Annotated in this window: 16 protein-coding genes; 4 read left to right on the top strand and 12 right to left on the bottom strand. The window is 45.9% G+C overall.

The window, feature by feature from the left end:
- Window positions 1-50: 50 nt before the first annotated feature.
- The 10 genes from UF06_RS00790 to UF06_RS00745 all read right to left on the bottom strand — a co-directional run bounded on the left by UF06_RS00790 (window position 51) and on the right by UF06_RS00745 (window position 12,566).
- Entirely contained in the window at window positions 51-2,759 is a 2,709-nt protein-coding gene (locus UF06_RS00790; protein ID WP_045568741.1) for a GH92 family glycosyl hydrolase, read from the bottom strand.
- Between the two features lie 48 nt (window positions 2,760-2,807).
- Window positions 2,808-5,228 carry a GH92 family glycosyl hydrolase gene (locus UF06_RS00785; RefSeq protein ID WP_045568740.1) on the bottom strand — a complete coding sequence of 807 codons (2,421 nt, stop codon included), beginning with the start codon at window positions 5,226-5,228 and terminating at the stop codon, window positions 2,808-2,810.
- Between the two features lie 98 nt (window positions 5,229-5,326).
- Complete coding sequence (locus UF06_RS00780) at window positions 5,327-6,730, bottom strand: fructose-specific PTS transporter subunit EIIC (RefSeq protein WP_045568739.1); 1,404 nt, start codon at window positions 6,728-6,730, stop codon at window positions 5,327-5,329.
- Window positions 6,731-6,741: 11 nt separating this feature from the next.
- Window positions 6,742-7,182 (bottom strand): PTS sugar transporter subunit IIA, encoded by a 441-nt coding sequence (locus UF06_RS00775; RefSeq protein ID WP_045568738.1) that lies wholly within the window; start codon window positions 7,180-7,182, stop codon window positions 6,742-6,744.
- Window positions 7,183-7,327: 145 nt separating this feature from the next.
- Window positions 7,328-7,987 carry an HAD family hydrolase gene (locus UF06_RS00770; RefSeq protein ID WP_045568737.1) on the bottom strand — a complete coding sequence of 220 codons (660 nt, stop codon included), beginning with the start codon at window positions 7,985-7,987 and terminating at the stop codon, window positions 7,328-7,330.
- Window position 7,988: 1 nt separating this feature from the next.
- Window positions 7,989-9,008 (bottom strand): ABC transporter ATP-binding protein, encoded by a 1,020-nt coding sequence (locus UF06_RS00765; protein ID WP_045568736.1) that lies wholly within the window; start codon window positions 9,006-9,008, stop codon window positions 7,989-7,991.
- The gene (locus UF06_RS00760) at window positions 9,005-9,793 is read right to left on the bottom strand and encodes an ABC transporter permease (RefSeq protein WP_045568735.1); all 789 of its coding nucleotides are present in this window, start codon (window positions 9,791-9,793) and stop codon (window positions 9,005-9,007) included. The genes UF06_RS00765 and UF06_RS00760 overlap by 4 nt, the downstream gene beginning before the upstream one ends.
- Window positions 9,780-10,682, bottom strand: coding sequence for an ABC transporter permease subunit (locus UF06_RS00755; RefSeq protein ID WP_045568734.1), 903 nt, complete (start codon window positions 10,680-10,682; stop codon window positions 9,780-9,782). The genes UF06_RS00760 and UF06_RS00755 overlap by 14 nt, the downstream gene beginning before the upstream one ends.
- Window positions 10,679-11,485: an alkaline phosphatase family protein gene (locus UF06_RS00750; protein WP_045568733.1), complete on the bottom strand. Its 807-nt coding sequence runs from the start codon at window positions 11,483-11,485 to the stop codon at window positions 10,679-10,681. Before UF06_RS00750 ends, UF06_RS00755 begins: the two co-directional genes overlap by 4 nt.
- Before the next feature lie 13 nt (window positions 11,486-11,498).
- Window positions 11,499-12,566: an ABC transporter substrate-binding protein gene (locus UF06_RS00745; protein WP_045568732.1), complete on the bottom strand. Its 1,068-nt coding sequence runs from the start codon at window positions 12,564-12,566 to the stop codon at window positions 11,499-11,501.
- A 204-nt stretch (window positions 12,567-12,770) separates the two neighbouring features.
- Here UF06_RS00745 and UF06_RS00740 point away from each other — a divergent pair, with 204 nt between their 5' ends.
- The 4 genes from UF06_RS00740 to UF06_RS00725 all read left to right on the top strand — a co-directional run bounded on the left by UF06_RS00740 (window position 12,771) and on the right by UF06_RS00725 (window position 17,779).
- Complete coding sequence (locus tag UF06_RS00740; RefSeq protein ID WP_045568731.1) at window positions 12,771-13,265, top strand: hypothetical protein; 495 nt, start codon at window positions 12,771-12,773, stop codon at window positions 13,263-13,265.
- 3 nt (window positions 13,266-13,268) lie between these two features.
- On the top strand, window positions 13,269-15,182 hold the full coding sequence (locus UF06_RS00735) for a bifunctional diguanylate cyclase/phosphodiesterase (protein WP_045568730.1): 1,914 nt from the start codon (window positions 13,269-13,271) through the stop codon (window positions 15,180-15,182).
- Window positions 15,183-15,334: 152 nt separating this feature from the next.
- Window positions 15,335-16,144, top strand: coding sequence for a phosphate/phosphite/phosphonate ABC transporter substrate-binding protein (locus tag UF06_RS00730; protein ID WP_045568729.1), 810 nt, complete (start codon window positions 15,335-15,337; stop codon window positions 16,142-16,144).
- An 87-nt stretch (window positions 16,145-16,231) separates the two neighbouring features.
- Window positions 16,232-17,779: an ATP-binding protein gene (locus tag UF06_RS00725; protein WP_226972211.1), complete on the top strand. Its 1,548-nt coding sequence runs from the start codon at window positions 16,232-16,234 to the stop codon at window positions 17,777-17,779.
- A gap of 35 nt (window positions 17,780-17,814) precedes the next feature.
- Here UF06_RS00725 and UF06_RS00720 read toward each other — a convergent pair whose 3' ends face one another.
- Window positions 17,815-19,146, bottom strand: a complete 1,332-nt coding sequence (locus tag UF06_RS00720) for an HD domain-containing phosphohydrolase (RefSeq protein WP_045568727.1) — start codon at window positions 19,144-19,146, stop codon at window positions 17,815-17,817.
- A gap of 10 nt (window positions 19,147-19,156) precedes the next feature.
- On the bottom strand, window positions 19,157-20,770 hold the full coding sequence (locus UF06_RS23115; RefSeq protein ID WP_052702481.1) for an EAL domain-containing protein: 1,614 nt from the start codon (window positions 20,768-20,770) through the stop codon (window positions 19,157-19,159).
- Between the last annotated feature and the right edge of the window lie 6 nt (window positions 20,771-20,776).

Below are 20,776 nucleotides of genomic sequence, written 5' to 3'. Positions count from 1 at the left end.
AAGGTCAGCTCTTACGAACTGACCTTTGAAGGAGGAAGAGTGATAGACGTTTATTGAGGCGCTTTCATCGCTTCAGATTTGTCTGAAGTCATCACAAAATGCAGTTCACCCCCGTTTTTCAAATCGCTGTGCGCAAAGCTGAAATTGTCACTCAATGGCTTGCCGTTGATGCTCACCGACTTGACGTAGATGCTCTCTCGGCTGTTGTTTTCTGAGGTGATGGTGAATTTACCGTCCGCGACTGGAATCACGGCTTTGTCGAACAGAGGACGACCGATAGTGTAGCTTGCCTCGCCCGGTGTGACTTGGTAGAAGCCCAATGCAGACATCACATACCACGCCGACATCTGCCCGACGTCTTCGTTACCAATCAGACCTTCATGGGTTGGGTGGTAGAACTCGTTCATCGCTTGGTTGACGATTTCTTGGGTCTTCCAAGGCTCTGCCGTCCAGTTGTATAGGTAAGGCACGTGGTGATCAGGCTCGTTACCCATCACGAACTGACCGATGTAGCCAGACATGTCGTGTGATTGGCTCGTATCGGCGTTGGAATCCGCATTAAACAGCGCATTCAAGTTGGCTAAGAATGCCGCTTTGCCTTGTTCAGTCACGTTTTCTGGAAGAGAGAAGTCAGTGCGGTCGATGTGCTCGCCACCCATCACGTTGGCGAGACCGTTCAAGTTGTGTGGTGCAAACCATGTCCATTGCCATGTGTTGCCTTCGGTAAAGTCTTCACCACGGTGCTCGGCGCGGTAAGGCCAGAACACATCGCTTTCGTTGAGTGCTTTTCGTTCTTTACAGGCGTTGTAGTCCATACCGTCTGGGATAGACAGCGCCATGTTCTCATCCAAACATTCTGCTTTGAGGTTGTTTGCCCAAACCTTGCTGCCGCTGTTCATGTAAGCCGGACGCATAAAGCCCGTTGCACCCAATACGTTGCCTTTGGTGTCTTGCAGTTTGCCGTATTGTGCTGGGTTGTAATCGAAGTAGTTCTTGAACGATTCAGAACGAGCCATGTAGCGGTGGTACTGCTGGTCGTTACCCGCAAGTTTAGCGATCTGAGCGATACACCAGTCGTAGTAAGCGTTCTCAAGACCGTAAGACACCGATTCGTTCACGAGCTCGTCGTACTTATCGACTTTCAAGCCTTCCACGTAACCCGGTTTGTCACCAGAGTCCGGTGCCCATTTGGTGTTAGCTGGAATAAAGCCGACATCTTCTTGGTAGTCGTTATGACGTGTCATGACCGTGAAGCGTTTGTCACCGTTCCAAGCGTCTTGATAAGGCACCCAGCTTTCGGTTTTATCAAGGTTAAAGTTGACCGTTTCGTCAGCGGCTTTCAGTGCCAAATCAAACTCGGCAGCAGTAAAGGCTTCTGGGTGTTTGACCATGATATCGGCAATAACCGAGACCGCAGGGTGACCGACCATTTCACCGGTGTAATCCGAGTGCAGTTCCCATTTTGGCAGCACGCCACCCGTTTGGTATTTGTTCAACAGATCGCGTGCGTGTTCAATCGCGCGGTCTTTATCGATGATGGTTTTCAGTGGGTGTGCGGCGCGGAAGGTATCCCACATTGAGTACACTGAGTAGTTCACTAAGCCATCTTCTGCTTGGTGCACTTTGCCATCCATGCCACGGTATTTGCCATCCACATCTTGGTATAGGAATGGAGCAACAAATGTACGGTAGAGCGAGGTGTAGAACATGGTTTTGTCGGCTTTGCTGCCACCTTCCAGTTCAAACTTGCCAAGGATGTTTTCCCAAGCCACGCGGTTTTGTTGTACGACGTTATCGAAATCCCAACCGTTGGTGTCTGCTTCTAGGTTTTTCAGTGCACCGTCAACACCAGTGCCAGAAATCGCCACTTTGACCACCAGTGGCTCATCGCTCTTACCAAAGTTCAAATGAGTCAGGACATCGTTTGCGCGTTTTGCCAAACGTTCTGGGTCAGGTTCTGGTTCACCCAGCATTGGCTTGTGCTCTGCGTAACCACGGTAATCTTCCAAGCCGACTTCGGTTGCGTCAGTTGGGGTCAGTTTGCTGTCAGAAGCCAGCTTGGTGTACAGGTTCTCTTCAATGATTGGATCAGAGAATTGTGCCGCGAAGAACACGGTTTGCCATTGACCCCATTCGTTTGAGGTACGTGCGCCTACCACGGTGGTGTCGTTAACGCGTTTGTAGTAGATGCTGCGAGAGTGGTTGCCGTATTGCTCCAACAGTTCGTGTTGAAGATCGATACGCACTTTGCGGTCTTCACCCGGTTTGAAGGTATAACGTTGGAACGCCACGCGGTCGGTTGCCGACAGTTCCGCTTTTACGCCAGTTTCTACAAGGTCAACCGAGTAGTAGCCAACCTCTGCCACTTCCGAGCTTTTATCCATGGTCACGGCATCGGTATTAAAGCCTGTGTATGGCAAGAAAGCGAAGTCGTTTAGGTCGCCTTTACCTGCGCCAGAAATGTGCGTCATTGAGAAGCCAGAAAGCAGGCTGTGCACAGGATCGTATTCGACAGGCGAGCCTTTGCCATTCCAACCGTTTGGATCGAAGTTATCTGGTGATGGTTGAATCATACCTTCTGGCATGACTGGCGATGGGTTGACGTTGCCAAGACCTTTAGTGCCGATCAAGGTATCAACGAATTCCAAAGTAGGGGTAGAGATAACAGGAGTTTCAGGACCAGAGTCGCTGCCACAACCAGCAAGGCCAAGCATGGCGGTTAACACTGCGGTAGAGAGTAGGGTTCTTTTTAGTTTCATTGTTTTTATTCCACGCGAAAAGGGGGACACGAGGTCCCCTTAAAATCATTATTTGCCTAGATTGGCTTGCATTGCTTCAGACTTGTCAGCCGTCATCACGAAGTGCAGTTCGCCGCCTGCTTTGAATTCGCTGTGCTGGAAGGTGTTGTACACATCCAGAGGCTTGCCGTTGATGGTCACTTCTTTGATGTACATGTTGTCTGGACCGTTGTTCTCAGCGGTTACCGTGAAGGTGCCAGAGCCAATATCTACCGTCGCTTTGTCGAAGATTGGACGACCGATGCTGTAGGTTGGATCGGTTGGCGAGATTTGGTAGAAGCCCAGTGCTGACATCAAGTACCACGCCGACATTTGACCCACATCTTCGTTGCCGATGATGCCGTCTGGCGTCGGTTTGTAGAACTGGTCGTAAACTTGGTCTAGGTATTCCTGCGCCTTGTAAGACTCTTCAGTACGGTTGTACAAGTAGATAACGTGGTGCGAAGGTTCGTTACCGTGAATGTACTGACCGATGTAGCCTGTCATGTCTTGGTGCGCTTCGCCGCCATTTGGATCGGCGGTAAATAGGTTGTTCAGCTTATCGTTCAGACCTTGCGTGCCGCCCATGATTTCAGTCAGCTTGTCCAAGTCTTGCATGAACGCCCATTGCCACTGCCAAGCGTTACCTTCTGTGTAATAGAACGCGTCAGACTTGTAAGGGTCGAAATCAGTTGAAGCGTATTTCAGCGCACATGGGTCGCCTTCTTTCAGTTCCGTCGGTACGAAGAAGCCTGTGCCATCTTCGTTACCTGCTTGTGCATCCCAGTGTTTCAAAGAGTTGTAAGAACGAGCTTTGAACTCTTCATACGCGTCCATATCACCAGCGGCTTTCGCCATTTCAGCGATTGTCCAATCGTAGAATGAGAATTCCAACGAGTACGACACTGAGTTCCAGTTCGGGTAACGAACACACTGTTCTTTCTCGTGGTAGTTGAGCTGACCTGCCATGAGTGAGCTTAGGATGCCATCATGAATCTGTGGGTACTCATGTGGTGTGTAACGCGCTGATTTCACTGACGCTGTGTAAGCTTGTTCTGCATCAATCAAGCCCTTGGTTACGGCATCGCCCAAAATCGCTGCCGAGGGGTAGCCGATCATGGTGCCAGTCTCTGAGCCGTGGCCTTCCCATTTCGGCAATAGACCAAACTCGTCGTTGGATTTACGAATCAAGTCTTTCACGTATAGCGTTGCTTGATCTGGGTCGATGATGGTCCACATTGGGTGAACCGCGCGGAACGTATCCCACGTTGAGTAAATCGAGTAGTTTGGTGTGTCGCCAGCTTTTAGTGTGCGCACCGTACCAAGCATATCCACGTATTGACCATCCACATCATAGAACTCGATTGGCGCGATCATCATGTGGTACATGCCAGTGTAGAAGTTGGTTTTCTCTGCGTTTGTGCCGCCTTCGACTTTGATTTTTGCTAGCTTCTCAGCCCATGCGTATTCCGCGTTTTCTTTCACTTTTGCAAGGTCGAAACTTGGTGCTTCCGCTTCTAAGTTTTTCTGTGCACCTTGCCAGCTAACTGGAGAGATACCGACGCGGATTTCAATTGGCTCTTCGCCTGTGCCGAAATTTAAGTAAGCGGTAAGATCATCGCCTGAGTAAACCGCACCATTACGCATTTCGCGCGTTGGTTCTAGGTCTTGTTCACCCAAAAGTGCTTTGGCGATTGGTTGGTTGAATTTCGCGTAGAAGAAGATGTCCTGACCTTGGTGATCTTGCCCTTGGAACCAACCTGTTGATGTTTTACGACCGCGAATGGTGTATTCGTCCACCACTTCTACTTTGTTCTTTAAAGATTTGCCGTTGTTGTTCATTAGGGTATGACCCAAATCGAACTTCACGTTGCGGTCCGCGCCATCAGCAAAGGTGTATTTGTGCAAGCCAACGCGTTTGGTTGCGGTTAGTTCCACTTCGATTTGACCTTGGTTCAGCTTGGTTTTGTAGTAACCCGCGCTTGCTTCTTCATTGGCTTTGTCGAAGAAGTTCAGCTGTGTGTTCGCCATGTCTGCGTATGGCAGAACCAAGATGTCGCCTAAGTCCGTTGCGCCTGTACCTGAAAGATGAGTATGGGAGAAGCCGTACAGCGGAACGTCAGTGTTAATCACTTCGCCAGTTTCGTAGTTGGATGAATCCCAGTAGCCGGAAGCCGAATGCCAAGGGTTAAGCCCAGATTCGTGGTCAGTGTTAGAACCGATGAAGGTATCTGGAGACAGTTGAACCATACCTGCCGGGACCGTCGCGCCCGGGAATGTATGACCAGAAGCTGCAGTGCCGATCATTGGATCGACGTATCTTAATACCGAGAGATCCACTGTCGGTTTCTGTGGTTTGACTTCTGGGCGTGTTTCTTCATTGTTACAGCCAGATAGCCCAATTAGGGCGGTTAGAACAGCACAAGCAAGAAGTGTTGGTTTAAGTTTCATTATTATGCCTTTCACGTTTTGGATTAAAAAATGAGTGAGCGATCGTTGCTAAAAAAAGAGCCCTTGGGGGAAAGGGCTCTGGGGGAGGAGCTTAAGGTTTAAGCTTGGATAAGTTCGGCGGCTTTTTTCATTGCCTCCTTGGTCGAACATTCGATGATTTTCGCGTTGGCAAAGCGGTGTGCGTCTTTTACTTGGATGTCGTGAGCGAGAATAACCAGCTTCGCGTTTGCGACATCTAGGTCAGTAATGCGGTTCTGGATACCGTTTTGACCTTGAGTTTCTACTTTGATCTTGATGCCAGCGGCTGCGCCTGCTTTCTCAAGTGCTTTTGCTGCCATGAAGGTGTGTGCTACGCCAGATGGGCAACAGGTGACTGCGACGATGTCGTACTCACCTTCGCCGGCTGCTGGAGCCGCTTGTGTTTGCGTCGGTGCTGCTTCTGCGATTTCGTCTTCTGCTTCTTCTTCAGCGACTGGTTTCCAGAAGCCAACGATAACGGCGGTTGTTAGTGAGCCTAGTGCGATACCCACCACGTACATTGGGATGTTGCTTGATACCGGCGCTGTGATAAGGCCGCCCCATGGTGCGTGTAGTAGTACGTCTGTTAGGAAGCCGAACACACAGCCAACGATACCACCAGCAACGATTGAAGGAAGCACGCGCATTGGGTCGTTTGCTGCGAATGGGATAGCACCTTCAGAGATACCGATAGAACCCATGATTGCTGCTGCTTTACCCGCTTCTTGTTCTTGTTTGGTGAATTTTTTCTTGAACAGGAACGTGGCTAGCGCCATGCCGAGAGGAGGCGTACAGATTGCGATACCCACACCACCCATTAGCCATGGTTGAGTGTCCACTTGAGTTTGAGCGAATAGCGTTGCGACTTTGTTGATCGGGCCGCCCATATCGAATGCCGTCATACCACCAAGAATCGTGCCGAGAACTACTTTAGAAGCGCCAGCCATAGACGCGAGGAACTCGTTCATCGAAGCCATGAAGAGCTTGATGGGCTCACCGATACCCCATAGTACAATGCCAGCCGAGATAAGCGTGCCGATAAGAGGGTAGATAAAGTAAGCGCCGAGCGCCGTCATGTTAGCAGAAAGAGGGATCTTCTTAAGTTGGAATACCACACCACCGGCGATGAAGCCCGCTACGATACAACCAAGGAAACCGCCGCCCATATCCGCCATGATGCCAGAAGAGATCATCGCTGGCGCAAGTGCGGGTTTGTCTGCAATGGAATAACCGATGAAGCCGCCAAGAATAATTGGGAACAGCACCAGACCTTTAATACCGATATTGGAAATATCCGCCAGTAAGCCATCGGCGGGAACGGCACCTTTGCCGGATGCCATGACCGCAAGTGCCAATAATACGCCGCCAGCAACAATAAATGGCAACATATGTGAGGTGCCAAATAAAAGGTGGCCTTTCATGGTACTGAGGAGTTTTTTGAAATCGCTACTATTATTGGTAGCTTGATCGGTTAGGGTACTCATAATTTCACGCCTTATGATTGAATTAAAATATTAAGGATTTGATGTTCATTTTTTGCGTTATGAATATCTTCAATAAACTCTTCGCTAAATTTTCCGAATAATTCTTGAAGAACATAAATATGGTGATCGGCACCGTTATCGGGTGAGGCAATCATGAAGAATACGGTCGGTTTGACTCCCTCTTCGTCGCCATACTCGATGCCTTCGTGCTTTACGCCAACAGCGATGGCAGGCTCTATTACTGCTTTGCTTTTTGCGTGTGGGTAAGCGATGCCGTCCATTGAAGTCACGCTCAACGCTTCACGTGCTTCTATGTCGGTTAAAAAAGCCTCTTTGCTACTGACGCGGTTATTTTCAAATAGCATTTGTGCTAGTTCTGCAAAAACTTCTTTTTTATTGTTCGCTTGGAGATTGCCTTTAATTAAATTGGCATTGGTGAGTTCTGTGATCATTTTTAGCTCATGACGTAAATAACGGATGAGCTAAAAATAATTTATTCTTTAGGTAAGAGAAATAGCAAAAATAATTCAGTCGCTATACTTTTGTATCACACCGAATTAAGTGTGATGAGGTTCAATATCAACACTGTTCTTATGCTTAATCCCACTTGAGTTTTGTCCAATCGGTTTGTTCACTGTAAGCTTTGAGCTGTGGGCAAGGGTTGACGAGATAAGTGACGTCAGCGTATTGGCACAAAGGGAGATCGTTGATCGAATCGGTGTAGAAGTGGATTGTCACGTCACTTCTATTTTCGGCTTTAAGCCACGCTTTTAGACGTGTCACCTTACCTTCTCGATAGCTGGGTATGCCGCTGATTTGTGTGCTGTAGCGATCGCCGTTGAGTTGTAAATCGATGCCGATGGCTTGTTGAATCCCCAAACGTTGTGCGACCGCTTGAACTAAAAAAGAGACGGACGCAGAGATGATGAGCATGTCGATGCCTTCACGCTGTAACTGGGCGATCAGCGTTTTGGCCTGCGAGAACTGCTTTGGCAAGATGTCGCGTTCGACACACTCTGCGGCCAATGCGTGAACTTGTTCAATCGGTAAGTGGGTGAGTGGGGCGATGGTGAAGGCGAGATAATCCGCCATGTTCATTTTGCCTTGGTCGTAGAGCGCCATGAGCCTTTGATCCTCTTGGACAAAATTGGCTTCGGTGGCAATGCCTTTTTCTGCCAGAAAGGCGTTCCATATCATGGCACAATCACCATTGATCAAGGTCTTGTCGAGGTCAAATACGTACAAAGGGTTGGCCATTTTAAGCTCTCACTGGTTGAATTTCGTTAAGGTTGAACAGCAGTTCCAGTTGGCTGCCGCTGGCCAGTAGTCGTTCTGATGAGCGATTGAGCAAATCGACCGTGAGCTCACATTGGTTGACGTTCACCTGATAGCGGATCACATTGCCGAGCAACTGGTGGCTTTTTATTACCCCAACTTGCGGCGCAGAAATGTGTTGGCCGTACTGTCGGCCGGGCTCTCTAACATAAATCGACTCAGGGCGAATCGCCACTTTCCATTCGGTGTCGAGATTAAACAGGCGTTTCGCTTGGTTGGCATCAACCAGATTGTAGTGGCCCATAAATCCGGCGACAAATTCATTGACCGGATGGGTGTAAATCGCTTCCGGCGTGCCTGCCTGAACTATCTCACCTTTATTCATTAGGAAAATGCGGTCTGAGAGGATCATCGCCTCTTCTTGATCGTGAGTGACAAAAATGGTGGTCAGGTTCATCTCTTTCTGAATATCGCGGATCTGTTGGCGCAAATGTTTGCGGATTTTCGCATCCAGCGCAGAAAGCGGCTCATCGAGTAACAGAATACGTGGTTTCACTACTAAGGCGCGCGCCAGTGCCACGCGTTGACGCTGCCCACCAGAGAGTTGATGCGGGTAGTGTTGCTCTTTGCCATTGAGCTCCACCAGCTCAATCACTTTCGCCACTTCACGTTGGATAGCATCAGCAGGCATCTTCTTCATTTTCAGGCCAAAGGCGATATTGCCAGCCACAGTCAGATTGGGAAACAGCGCATAGGATTGAAACACCATGCCGATACCGCGTTGCTGCGGTGTTTGCTGAGTGATGTTTTCTCCATTGACCCAGATCTCGCCATCATCCAGGCTTTCTAAGCCAGCCAGGCTGCGCAACAAGGTCGATTTACCACAACCACTAGGACCAAGCAGAGTGACAAACTCGCCTTGTTCAATCTGAAACTGAATGTTCTCAAACACCTTGTTGTCAGCAAAATATTTGGTGAGTTGATTGGCGGTAACGTAGCTCATGAGTGAGTTCCTCGGCTAAAACGACTGGCGAGCCAAGTCAGTAAAAAGATAAATAGGAAATAGGTCATCACCAGCGCGGAGGTAAAATGGCCGCTAGTCTGGCGCATGTTGTAAAGATAAATCTGCAAGGTTTCATAGCGGGTGCCCACCAAAATATTGGCAAAGACAAATTCCCCCAGCAGGAATGAAAAAGAAAGAAACAGCGAAGCCATTAATCCTTTCTTGAGATTTGGCAACACCACCAGCAAAAACGCTTGGGTGGTGCTTGCACCGAGCAGGTGCGCGGCATCCATCAGATCGCGCAGATGGATAGCGGCGAAATTGTTGGCGATGGCGCGATACATAAAAGGCAGCGCAATGGTGAAGTAAGTGCCCACTAAAATCCAAGGCGTGCCAACCAGTGCAATCTCGCTGTCCGCATAAAGCTGCAAAAGACCGACAGAAGAGACTACCGGAGGCACAGCAAAAGGCAGCAAGATGAGCATATTCATCACCTTGTCGAGTTTAGGAAAGTAGTAGAACACCACGAAAATCGCGGGCAACACTAACACCACGCTCAACAGTAATGCCAAGAGACAGATAAAGAGCGAACGGCCAAAAGCATCGAGAAAACGCTGATCGCTGAGCAGCTTGATGTACCAGTCCAAGGTAAATCCATCGGGCAAAATGGTCGCGCCCCAGCGTGATGAAAGCGAGTACACCAAAGTCGCGACAATCGGGATCAGCATCAAACCGACGATAGTGGTGACGACGGCTTGGTCAAAAGTGCGGTTATGCTTTGGCATCTTGCTTTCTCCCTAGGTAACTTTTGCTGATCAACCACTGATTGATGATGGTAATCAGCGCTAAAAGCACCATCACTAGGACCGAAATGGCCGCCGCGAGATTGGGCTCAAGAAACAGATCGCCCGACACTAAGCTGGCGATGCGGATAGTGATCAAATTGTAGTTGCCAGAGGTGAGCGCATAAACGCTGGCGTATGCGCCAATCGCGTTGGCGATCAAAATGATGAAAGTGCCCAGCAGCGCAGGAGATAGGACAGGCAGCGCTATTTTGAGCCAATATTGCCAAGTTTTGGCTCCCAGCAGAGCGGCTGCAGCTTGCCAATCGTCGCTCAGTGCGTCGAAGGCTGGGTAGAGCAGCAAGGTGGCTAAAGGGATCTGAAAGTAGATGTAAATCGCCAGCAAACCCCATTTGCCGTATAAGTCAAACTCGCCCAGCAAACCATATTGTTTCAATAGCAAAGTGAGCGCGCCGTTGGTGCCGAGAATAATGATGAAAGCGAAGGCGAGTGGCACACCAGCAAAGTTGCTGCTCATATTGGTAAAGGCGATCACGCCATCGCGTAGCACACTGTTGACTCGGCGCAGCGAGGAAACCAGAAGAGTGGCAATGGTTAAGCCAATCAGGCTTGACCAAAACCCCAACCAGATACTATTGCTAAAGGCCTGACGCATGAACGCCGAATCAAGAATTTCAACATAGTTCTCTAACGAGAGGCTTTCATCGTAAATAAAGCTGTTACAAAGCACCCAAACCATCGGGGCCAGTTGGAACAGATAGAAAAACAGGGCAAATGGCGCCAACCATAATGCGGGTTTAAAACGAGAAAATCGGCGAAGCGTGGTGTGCTTGGTGGCGGATTTACTCTGAGGAATAACAGAACTGCTCATAGTGCTAATAGTGCCTGTGGATAAGGTTTTTGGTGATCAAGGCCAAGTAACTGGCAGACGGCACCACAAAGCTCGGTTTGTTGGATGTCACACTCGCGGTGGCTAAAGTGCTTGCCAAGCACAAATAAAGGAACTTCACGCTCCTCGCGCAAAATGCCACCGTGGGAGAGGTCGTTGTTCATACCGTGATCGCTCGTGATGAGAACTTGATAGCCCTCGGTGAGCCAAGTATCGAGATAATGGGAGAGATAGCCGTCGGCCATGCGCGCACTGTTGCGGTATTGGCGTGAATCCAAACCATGCTTGTGGCCCATGTCGTCAATATTCATTGGATGGATCAACAAGAAATCGGGCTGATAGCGGCGGCGCAAATAGTCGCCATCGAGAAACAAGGCTTCATCGGGGTAGTGATCCCAATGATAAAAACAGCCGTGCTGGATGTTGAGGTTGTCATCGTCGGTGAAGCGATCGCGCACAGCATCATAAGGAGCGCGGTTGTACAGTTCACTGACCCAGTGATAAGCCGCCGCTGCGGTGACTTTGCCCTGATTTTTCGCCAAGCTGAAAATCGATTCCTGCTGCGAAAGGCGCACAATCTGGTTATGCACGATGCCGCTGTCGACAGGGCGAACGCCAGTAAGTAAGCACTCGTAGAGCGGGCGAGAGAGTGACGGGAGTTCACAGTGCAGTTTATAGAGCGTTGCGCGTTGCTGTTCTATCAGGCCATTCAGGTAGCCCATGCAGTCATGGGCTACCTGATAGTTGAGTCCATCTAGAACAACCAAGATCACTTTGCTGTTCATGAAAGATGGTCTCTTATTGTTGGTGGATCAGAACGCTTTCTTGCCATTGACGCGGCAGTTTACGTGCCGATTTTTCCCACGCATTGAAATCTTTTACCGGGTGCACGTTGCTGTACTGGTCATTCGCAATCAGTTTATCTTGCACCGATTTTGGTAGAGTGACGTTACTGCGAATAGGGCGTGCGTAGCCTTCGGCAAGGTTGATCTGGCCCTGATCACTGAAGATGTACTCACGTGCCAACTTGGCTGCATTCGGGTTTTTTGCGTACTTGTTGATGATGGTGGTGTAGCCAGAAATAACCGAACCGTCTTGTGGAATGTTTACGCTAAAGCGTGAGCGGTCAATTTGGTCACGGTAGTTGAGCGCGTTGAAGTCCCACAAAATGGCCACTTCCACTTCGCCTTTTTCAAGGTTGGCAATGCTTGGGTCGGTAAACGATAAACGGCCTTGTTTTGCCAGCTTCGCGAAGAAGTCCAGTGCTGGTTTGAGGTTACTTTCGTCACCACCGTTGGCAAACGCCGCCGCTAATACCGCGTTGTTGGCTTGCGCTGCTACGCCTACATCACCAACCGTCACTTTGTAATCCCCTTTCAGGATATCATCCCAAGATTTAGGGGCATTTTTAACCAAGTTATTGTTGGAAATAAAAGAGATTGTGCCGGTGTAAGCCAGAGCCCAGTGACCATCTTTGTCTTTCGCCCAGTTCGGAATGTCGCTCCAAGTGGTCGGTTTGTAGGGCTGAGTCACGCCTTTTTTGACCGCAACACGAGCAAAAGCAAAACCGACATCACCGATATCCGCGGTGGCGTTTTTCTTCTCTGCTTCAAACTTGGCGATCTCTTGCGCTGAGCTCATGTCGGTATCTTGATGCTTCAAACCATAGTTGGCCTTTAAGTCTGTCCAAGTGCCTTTCCAGTTGGCCCAACTGTCTGGCATCCCGACACTGTACACCGCCCCTTCTTTTTGCGCGGCTTCAATCAGAGATTGCAGATCCGCCTGTTTTGCCATTACTTGGGTAGAAAGCGCAGTGGCAATCAACGTGAAAGAAACAGCGGTAGAACGACTAAGCAAAGTTTTCATTGTCTCCATCCTTTTGGACTAGGTCAGTAAGTTCGTTTTTTATCCTAGGGAGGGAGTGTGACGATTTAGCGCAAGTTGTTTGACAGTTTTGTGTCGTTTCGGTTGCGCCAGAGGACTTTAAACCAACTGTGTTTGCGGATTAAACAAAGTGTTTCTATCTTTATTGAAGAGATTCACTGCTTTCATTTAAAAGGAATTTAGAACATGAAATTGATAGAAAGAATGGTTATCCAATATTCATCGTATGCTGTCATTTCCATTATTATTCTCTTTGGGGTCAATGCCTACTCGGCAGAGCGTGTTGTATTAAGCATCGTGAATGGAGAGCAGACACACCATTTTACCATGCAAGATCTTGACGACTTGCCGAAGAGTAAAATTATAACAACAACCCCTTGGACAGGAGAAAATACGGTTTTTGAAGGAATATCAGCAGCAACACTACTCAAGATTATTGGCGAATCAAAAGCAAGCTTGAAAGTCACTGCATTGAATAATTACTGGGCAATGATCCCGAGCGAAGATATAGATAAATATAATCCGATATTAGCGATAAGGAAAGATGATAAATTAATGAGTGTTCGTGACAAAGGACCTGTATGGGTTATCTACCCATTAAGTGATTTCAAAGAAGAAAAAAATGAGGTTCTACATAGTAGAATGGTATGGCAAGTTGATAAAATTGATATTGAAAAATAAATTATGACTAAGGGCATTATTTATTTCATAGTGATAATTTTAGGCGTGTCAGGATTTTTTATCTCGGCTTTTGTTAAGTTTAATGACACGTTTAGTATGATGACCAAGCATACACAATTATCTGCTTGGGCATTAGCACAACTTGAGATAGAAACACTAGAATTTATTAATGAGCTAAACATTTTTCTGATAAAAAAAGACTCATCAAGAAGCGAGCTCAACTTACGCTACGATATTTTATGGAGTCGATATGAAACATTTTTGACTAGTGATGAAACTAAAGATATTAGAAGCTTATATGACTCTGAACGTGTGGTTATTAATGCTTTTAATTCTTTAAAAAAATATGAAAATGCTATACTAACAGGGAATATGGATAATCTTAGCCGTCTGAGTGACGAATTGGACAGTATGACTCCTGAAATAAGAAATCTTATGATTGCAAATTTTACCGGAGAAAGCTCAATACAAAAGCTAGCTGTGCTAGAAGAAAATAAATCTAGTGTTGTTTTCAATTTGATGGTAATAATGATAATCATAATTTTTCTAACATACAAACTTTATCGGGATGCTAGAGCGCAAGAGTTCATTGCTTGGTATGATCCGTTAACAAAGCTAAAAAATAGAAACTATCTATTGAAAAATATAGATGAATATAGAGATTCAAATGTAGAACATACGATTATACTATTAGATATCGACAATTTTAAAGAAATCAACGATGCTATTGGTTACGATTATGGAGACCAAGTTCTTATTACTTTATCTTCCTTGTTAAAAAAGTACAAAAAATCCAAGAATATTGAATGTGTTCGCATCGGTGCAGATGAATTCTCTATTGTGATTACCAAATCTGATGTAAATCTTGAAACTTACGCTAAATTACTACTTGATGATTTAAACTATCTCATATCAAAGCTTGATCCGTCGAAGAGAACAAAAATTTCCATGGGGATAGCGAATAGCCTTGATACTACATCGATAAACGAAAGTTTAACGGGCTTTTCTAGTACAACACTCAATAATGCAGACGTCGCTTTAAATATCGCCAAGAAAAGTAAGTTGGATAAATTGATTTTTTTCAAGAAGGAAATTGCTATTGAGCATCGTAAGAAAAGACGGTTATCAGAAGATCTATTTGCACTGCTAAAAAGAGATCAGCAGAGTGAGATCTACATGCTTTATCAGCCAATCATCTTGAGAGACAAGCAGCGCCTTGGCTGTGAAGCGCTCATTCGTTGGAATCATCCTACTTTTGGATTCATCCATCCAGAATATCTGATTAAAATTGCAGAAGAGTCCGGATTAGCCAAAAGATTAGGCCAGTGGATTATGCAGCAGGTTTATATCGCCTTGGATAAGCAATGGGTAGAATTTAACACTCGCTTGGAGGTGGCGATCAATTTGTCAGATTCGTTATTTGATGAGGATTTAATCTTGGCGGTGAAAAGAATTTTCGCAAAAGATCGCAACTATCTCAAATCGATTATTCTAGAAATAACTGAAACCATGACACTGGATGATATCAACAGAAGTCAGAGAATCATTGAATCTCTATCCGAATTAGAAGTTCGCCTTTCACTAGATGATTTTGGGACTGGTTGGTCATCACTTAGTACTTTAAATCAATTAAATTTCAATAAATTAAAAATAGACAAATCGTTTGTCAGAGAGATAGCAACGCAAGAGAATCAACAATACTTTGTTTCCTCCATTGTTACACTCTCTCACCAACTTGGGATAAAAGTGGTTGCTGAGGGGGTAGAGCAACAAGAGCAATGGTTGAAACTTGTTGAGCTGGGGGTTGATGAGTTTCAAGGTTATCATTTTGCAAAACCGATTGATGCTGAACAGTTCCTTGTTTTTTGCACCGCTTACTTCGATATTGAGCCATTATCCCGTCAAACCTTGTCCTGAAAAGGGAGGTGGAATGAGTTTTGTATTTTGTCATCGCTTCATTTGTATCTTGCCTGTTCTGATCTCGCTAACAATAACAGCGATTAAAATGGATAATTTTCATAAATATCCTACATTTAATAGATAAATCAGGTAGAAAGTGGATGTTCTCGATGAATGTTAAGCTCCTTTTAATGTGTGTGCTTTTACCGTTTTCCGTTTGCTCTGAAGAGATTACGTTTGGCATTGTTCCCCAGCAATCGGCAACCACGTTAGCGAAGCGCTGGGGGCCGATATTACAAGCGGTTTCAGAATCGACAGGCCATGAGATTGTGTTTCGTACCACTAAAGACATCCCGGAATTTGAAAAACAGCTGCTCAAGGGCGAGTTTGACATCGCTTACATGAACCCTTACCACTACACCCTCTTTCATCAAACGCCCGGTTACCAAGCGTTTGCTAAACAGAAAGACAAAATGATTCGAGGTTTGATCGTGGTACAAAAAGGCAGTGTGTTAGACAGCATCAGCAAGTTGAATGGCAAGACGGTCGCTTTTCCTTCGCCAGCCGCTTTTGCGGCCAGTGTGCTGCCGAAAGCGGCGTTAGAACAACGCGGCATTAAAGTGAAACCCATGTATGTTTCTTCACACGATTCGGTCTACCTCAATGTTGCCAGGGGTGTGGTTGAGGCGGGTGGTGGTATAGAGAGAACACTAAATAATATTCAGCCAGAGGTGCGAGAGCAGCTATCGGTACTATGGCGAAGTGAAGCCTACACCCCCCACGCGTTTGCCTATCATCCGAATTTATCGATAGACGTTGTGCAGCAGATTCAAACCGCGCTCATTGAATTGGCCAATACAGAAGAGGGCGCCATGCTGTTAAAGGCGATCAATTTCAGCGGCATCGCAGCTGCAAAAGATCAAGATTGGGACGATGTCCGCGCCCTCAACATCACCTCTTTAGAACACTTAATCAACTAGAAGGTCAAGATGTCACTCAGGTTGAAAACGATCATAGGTGTTGCACTGATTGAGGCAATCTCACTAGCGATCTTGGTATCCTTGACCTTGAACTATTTGAAAACCACGAACTATGACGGCCTCAATCAACGGGTTATATCAACGACGCGCTTGCTGGAATACACCGTCAAGAATGCGGTGTTGTCATACGACTTAGCGACCATTGAATCGCTCACCCAAGAGCTGGTGACCGAAAGTGACATTGTCTATGTCGCGGTATTTGGCGAGGGAGGACAACTGCTCTCAGAGCAAGGTCAAACCCCAAGTGGCTACAGTGTGCGAATTTTAGAAGAGTCCTCCAAACAGGTAAAAGATGGCATATTTGATGTAAAACAAGACATTAGAGAGGCGGGAATCACCTTTGGTTCGGTCTGGCTTGGCTTTGACATGACGAAACTGAATAGCCAGATCAAGGAAGCGCAGAAGTGGACAGCTATTATTGTCTTGGGTGAAATGTCGTTGGTCGCCTTGTTTTCCTATATTTTGGGGGCTTATTTAACTAAGCGTTTGACACAATTGAGAGATGCCGCAGACCAGATCGCTAATGGTCACAGAGAAGTCGATTTGAATATTGCGGGTAAAGATGAGGTATCTACTGTATCTCAAGCCTTTGTCAATATGGTGGAAAGGCTCGCCATTTCGGAGAAGAAAACCGTTCAATACCAACAGCAACTTGAGCAAGCCAACGAATCCTTGGAGAGCAAAGTAGCGCAAAGAACGCAAGCCTTGCTTGAGTCGAATAGAAAGTTAACAAAGTTGAATCAAGAACTTAAATCGACACAAGAGAAGCTGGTGGAGTCGGAAAAAATGGCCTCAATTGGTACTATGGCGGCGGGCTTTTCCCATGAAATTAATAACCCCATTGGGGTTGTAAATAGCAATTTGCAAGTGAGCCTTGAATATCTTTCCGTTTATCAAAATTGGATCGCTTTACTGAAAGAGCAGGATAAAATGGTTGATTTCGAAGTACTTAAACAATGGGAAAAGAACCATCATGTACAATATCTTCACCAAGATTTTAAAGAGTGTCTTTTGGAGACCAAACAGTGCGTTGATAGAGTGAAAGGTTTGGTCGATGCATTGCAGAAATACTCAGCAAATAGTCATGAAGGTAGCACAGACTTTCAACCAATCGAGCTGTTTGAGTTAGTTCATCAAGCACTGTCAAACATACAAGTTGCAAAGAATGTGGAAATAAATATTCATTCATCGGTGACTAAAGCGCCTCTCGTATTAGGGTCAAACAGTGAATTGGTTAAACTTTTTATCGAGCTGATCAAAAATGCGGTTAATTCGTGCTCTTGCTTGAAAGACAGAAATGGACATATTCAGATTAAGGCAAAGCAGATAGGCAATTTCTGCCTTGTCGATATTGAAGACAATGGTGTCGGAATAAAACGCGAGTGGTTGAAGCGTTTGTTTGATCCCTTTTTTACCACAGCAGAAGTTGGGCATGGGATGGGCTTGGGGCTAACTTATTGTTACGATATTATTAAGCATCATGAAGGTGAAATTGAGATTAAAAATAGGGAAGAGCATGGTGCTGTTGTTACCCTCACTCTTCCCTGTGTTGCTGCGACGAAAATCAGCCAATAACCTAACTGATCAATATTGCCCTGAATTAGTAAAAATTAGATAAAGATGGCTAAAGGCAGGTGAGTTTCTTTCTCGATCTCTTTTAATTTTTCCAGCATATGGTATGTAATTTTGCTGCCTGCTGTGAGCATCAACTTGCCGTTAGGCAGATATAAATCTTCCTTCAAAACACTGCCCACTTTGAGTTCTTCTAGGCTGACGCAGCGATCAATATCAATATCAGCCATCTGCTTCTCAGCGAATTTGACAAACAGATCCGCGATATCTGGGTCAAACATTTCACCCGCTTGGCTTTTAATAAATAGTCTCGCACTTTTGGTTTTCATCCGATGGGGATTACGCATATTGGCGACGAGAAAATCATAGCTTTTCACTATCTTCAAGATGCGTGCGCCGACAGGAATTGCGTTCGCCTTCAGGTGATCTGGCGTGCCTGTCCCATCAAAGTGTTCGTCTTGATGGCGTATGATCTCTACGAGAGGTTGAAAACGTTTTATCTGACTGATGAGCTCGGCTCCGACCACTGGGTTGCAATGCGGAAGGTGGGGAAGCTCTTTATTTTGCTCTTCATTTTGTTCTAAGTTGAGCTCCATAGGCTCCTCTTCAACGGAGCGAATTAAGCCTATCTCATGCAGTAAACCAGCGAGATAGATATGCGAGATTTCACTGTCGCTGAGATGGAGCTTTTTGGCGATTGCTCGCGATATTTCAGCGATGCGTAAGCTGTGTTCGTTATTGTTGCCCGTTGCTCGTTGAATAATCGCTGAGAGCGTCGCTAAGATATCTTTAAAGGTTTGGGTGCGACTATTGAGCAGCGCTTGTAATTTCTTGTTGGCTAATTCCAACATTTCTGTCCGCTCTTTCACCTTTTCTTCAAGGCTTTGATTGAGTTCCTCTAGTTCAACATTTTTCACGGCCAATGCAGCCGTCAGCTCTCGCTTCTCTCTTTTCAACTGAAATAATTCGGCTGCTTTTGCGATGGTTTCTTTAAGTAGCTGATTGTCCCAAGGTTTGGAAAGATAGGTGTGTATGCCGCCTTCATTGACGGCTCTTACCGTAGACTCCATATCACTGTAACCCGTCAGTAAAAGGCGGATCGAATCAGGGCTACGTTCACGTGCTAAACGAAGAAATTCGGCGCCGTCCATTTCAGGCATGCGCATGTCAGAAATGATGATCGGGGGATGGTCTTGATCAAGATAAGCGAGCGCTTCTACGCCACTGGTAAAACTCACCACGTCGTAATCGAATCTCAGCACCCGTGTGAGGGATTTGAGAATGTCTGCTTCGTCATCGACCAGCAGAATAGACAGCTTCGTGCTCTCTTCCGCACTATCAAGGGGATCTTTTTCTGCCGTATCGTTCATAGATGATTCCTTAATAACTAGCGAGGAACGTTAAAAAATCGTCACAAGGTAGTGGAGGACTAACCCAATATCCTTGTATTCGAGTACAGCCATGCTCTTTTAAATAATTATACTGAAATTTATTTTCCACCCACTCGGCAACGATAGACATATTTAGCGAAGTTGCGCTATCTGTGATGGATTTCAAAATAACGTCATCGGACTCACTCTCTCCTAAACAGCGGATGAAGCGTCCATCAATTTTAACCACATCAAAAGGGATTTCTTTTAGCGATTCAAAACCAGAGTAACCCGTGCCAAAATCGTCGATTGCGCAGCGCACGCCAGCGGTTTTCAGCAGTTTGATCTGTTCACTCATCCTAGGAAAAGAGACGATTTTCTCTGTCTCTAGAATTTCAAGTTCTAACAGATCTATCCCTATAACCCACTCACCGTTTTCATTGTGCAGACACTGTTTTACATAGCCGGACTCAACTTGTGCGGCAGTGACATTCACGCTAACACGGATTGAAAGCTGTTGTTGTTTGAGCCGTGAGATTAACTGTAGCGACTGATTAAGCATGCGCTCGGTTAATCTATCCAATAAATCATATTTTTCCATCAAAGGTAAAAATTGTGCGGGGTTTAAGATCTTCCCATGTTCTCCCTTTTGGCGGGCGAGTGCTTCACAGCAATCAATTTTACCGGTTGCCAGATTTAATTGAGGTTGAAAATAAGCGACGAAATTGTTTGAGCGAAGATCTTTGATAATTAGTGATAATTCGGAAAATTCTCTAACGTTTTGGTTCGGTAATTGATCGTTTAGCCAATAGGTATGATTATCGATAGGTGATGCGTCGAGTTTTCTTCGGGCAATTTCTTCCGCACAAATCGTATTCCACGAGTAGGCATCGCTTAGGTAAATACTAACCTGAATACGTGTTTCAATTTTTGATGATGCAAAACTCGACTCCTCTAGATTGAATATTAACTCGTAACCAGAGTGATGGTATTCAACAAAGGTGAAAAATTTATCTTCATAGCGATACCACACGAGTTTTTCTGATTTAGGGATGGCCTTGGCGATATCATGAATAAAGTCATTTGCTTCCATGACGCCATACTGGTCATTAAATTTTCGCATGGATTGAATATCCAGCATCACTAAAAGCCAAGGTTTGCAACGGTACTCTTTTATTTTTTCAATATGGTTATTTAAAGCAAAAATATTTTTAAGTTGAGTGAGTCTGTCTCGGTTTCGTGTTTTACTTTGGATATCTAGCACATTTTCGATAACCGAGGTTAGTTCATCGTTGTCCCAAGGTTTTCCTAAATATCGTGTCAGTGCACCAGTATTAAAGGCATTGGTCACCCGCTCGAAATCTGCTTGCCCAGAGAGCATGATGGTGGCTACTTCAGGAAAGTCAGATTTTATTCTTGCCACCAGTTCTGAACCGTCCATTTCAGGCATTCTAAAATCGGTAATCACCAGATTAATATTTTGATTTTGCATTAAAATCTTAATGGCGTCAGCCCCTGACTGAGCAGTGTAGATATGCCCAACTTTTCGTCGCAATTGCCGTTCCAAAGACTTTAGGATCAGCGGTTCGTCATCGACAAGGAGTATTTCTGCATAATCGATCATAAGTGT

It is taken from the genome of Vibrio sp. S234-5 (assembly GCF_000960595.1).
Lineage (GTDB): Bacteria > Pseudomonadota > Gammaproteobacteria > Enterobacterales > Vibrionaceae > Vibrio.
Note: the sequence above shows the minus strand (reverse complement) of the source record. Positions and strands in the feature narration are given on the sequence as shown.

Bases quoted from the DNA above. Each gene is read 5' to 3' on its own strand.
- UF06_RS00790 (WP_045568741.1), bottom strand. From the start codon at position 2,759: ATGAAACTAAAAAGAACCCTACTCTCTACCGCAGTGTTAACCGCCATG.
- UF06_RS00785 (WP_045568740.1), bottom strand. From the start codon at position 5,228: ATGAAACTTAAACCAACACTTCTTGCTTGTGCTGTTCTAACCGCCCTA.
- UF06_RS00780 (WP_045568739.1), bottom strand. From the start codon at position 6,730: ATGAGTACCCTAACCGATCAAGCTACCAATAATAGTAGCGATTTCAAA.
- UF06_RS00775 (WP_045568738.1), bottom strand. From the start codon at position 7,182: ATGATCACAGAACTCACCAATGCCAATTTAATTAAAGGCAATCTCCAA.
- UF06_RS00770 (WP_045568737.1), bottom strand. From the start codon at position 7,987: ATGGCCAACCCTTTGTACGTATTTGACCTCGACAAGACCTTGATCAAT.
- UF06_RS00765 (WP_045568736.1), bottom strand. From the start codon at position 9,008: ATGAGCTACGTTACCGCCAATCAACTCACCAAATATTTTGCTGACAAC.
- UF06_RS00760 (WP_045568735.1), bottom strand. From the start codon at position 9,793: ATGCCAAAGCATAACCGCACTTTTGACCAAGCCGTCGTCACCACTATC.
- UF06_RS00755 (WP_045568734.1), bottom strand. From the start codon at position 10,682: ATGAGCAGTTCTGTTATTCCTCAGAGTAAATCCGCCACCAAGCACACC.
- UF06_RS00750 (WP_045568733.1), bottom strand. From the start codon at position 11,485: ATGAACAGCAAAGTGATCTTGGTTGTTCTAGATGGACTCAACTATCAG.
- UF06_RS00745 (WP_045568732.1), bottom strand. From the start codon at position 12,566: ATGAAAACTTTGCTTAGTCGTTCTACCGCTGTTTCTTTCACGTTGATT.
- UF06_RS00740 (WP_045568731.1), top strand. From the start codon at position 12,771: ATGAAATTGATAGAAAGAATGGTTATCCAATATTCATCGTATGCTGTC.
- UF06_RS00735 (WP_045568730.1), top strand. From the start codon at position 13,269: ATGACTAAGGGCATTATTTATTTCATAGTGATAATTTTAGGCGTGTCA.
- UF06_RS00730 (WP_045568729.1), top strand. From the start codon at position 15,335: ATGAATGTTAAGCTCCTTTTAATGTGTGTGCTTTTACCGTTTTCCGTT.
- UF06_RS00720 (WP_045568727.1), bottom strand. From the start codon at position 19,146: ATGAACGATACGGCAGAAAAAGATCCCCTTGATAGTGCGGAAGAGAGC.
- UF06_RS23115 (WP_052702481.1), bottom strand. From the start codon at position 20,770: ATGATCGATTATGCAGAAATACTCCTTGTCGATGACGAACCGCTGATC.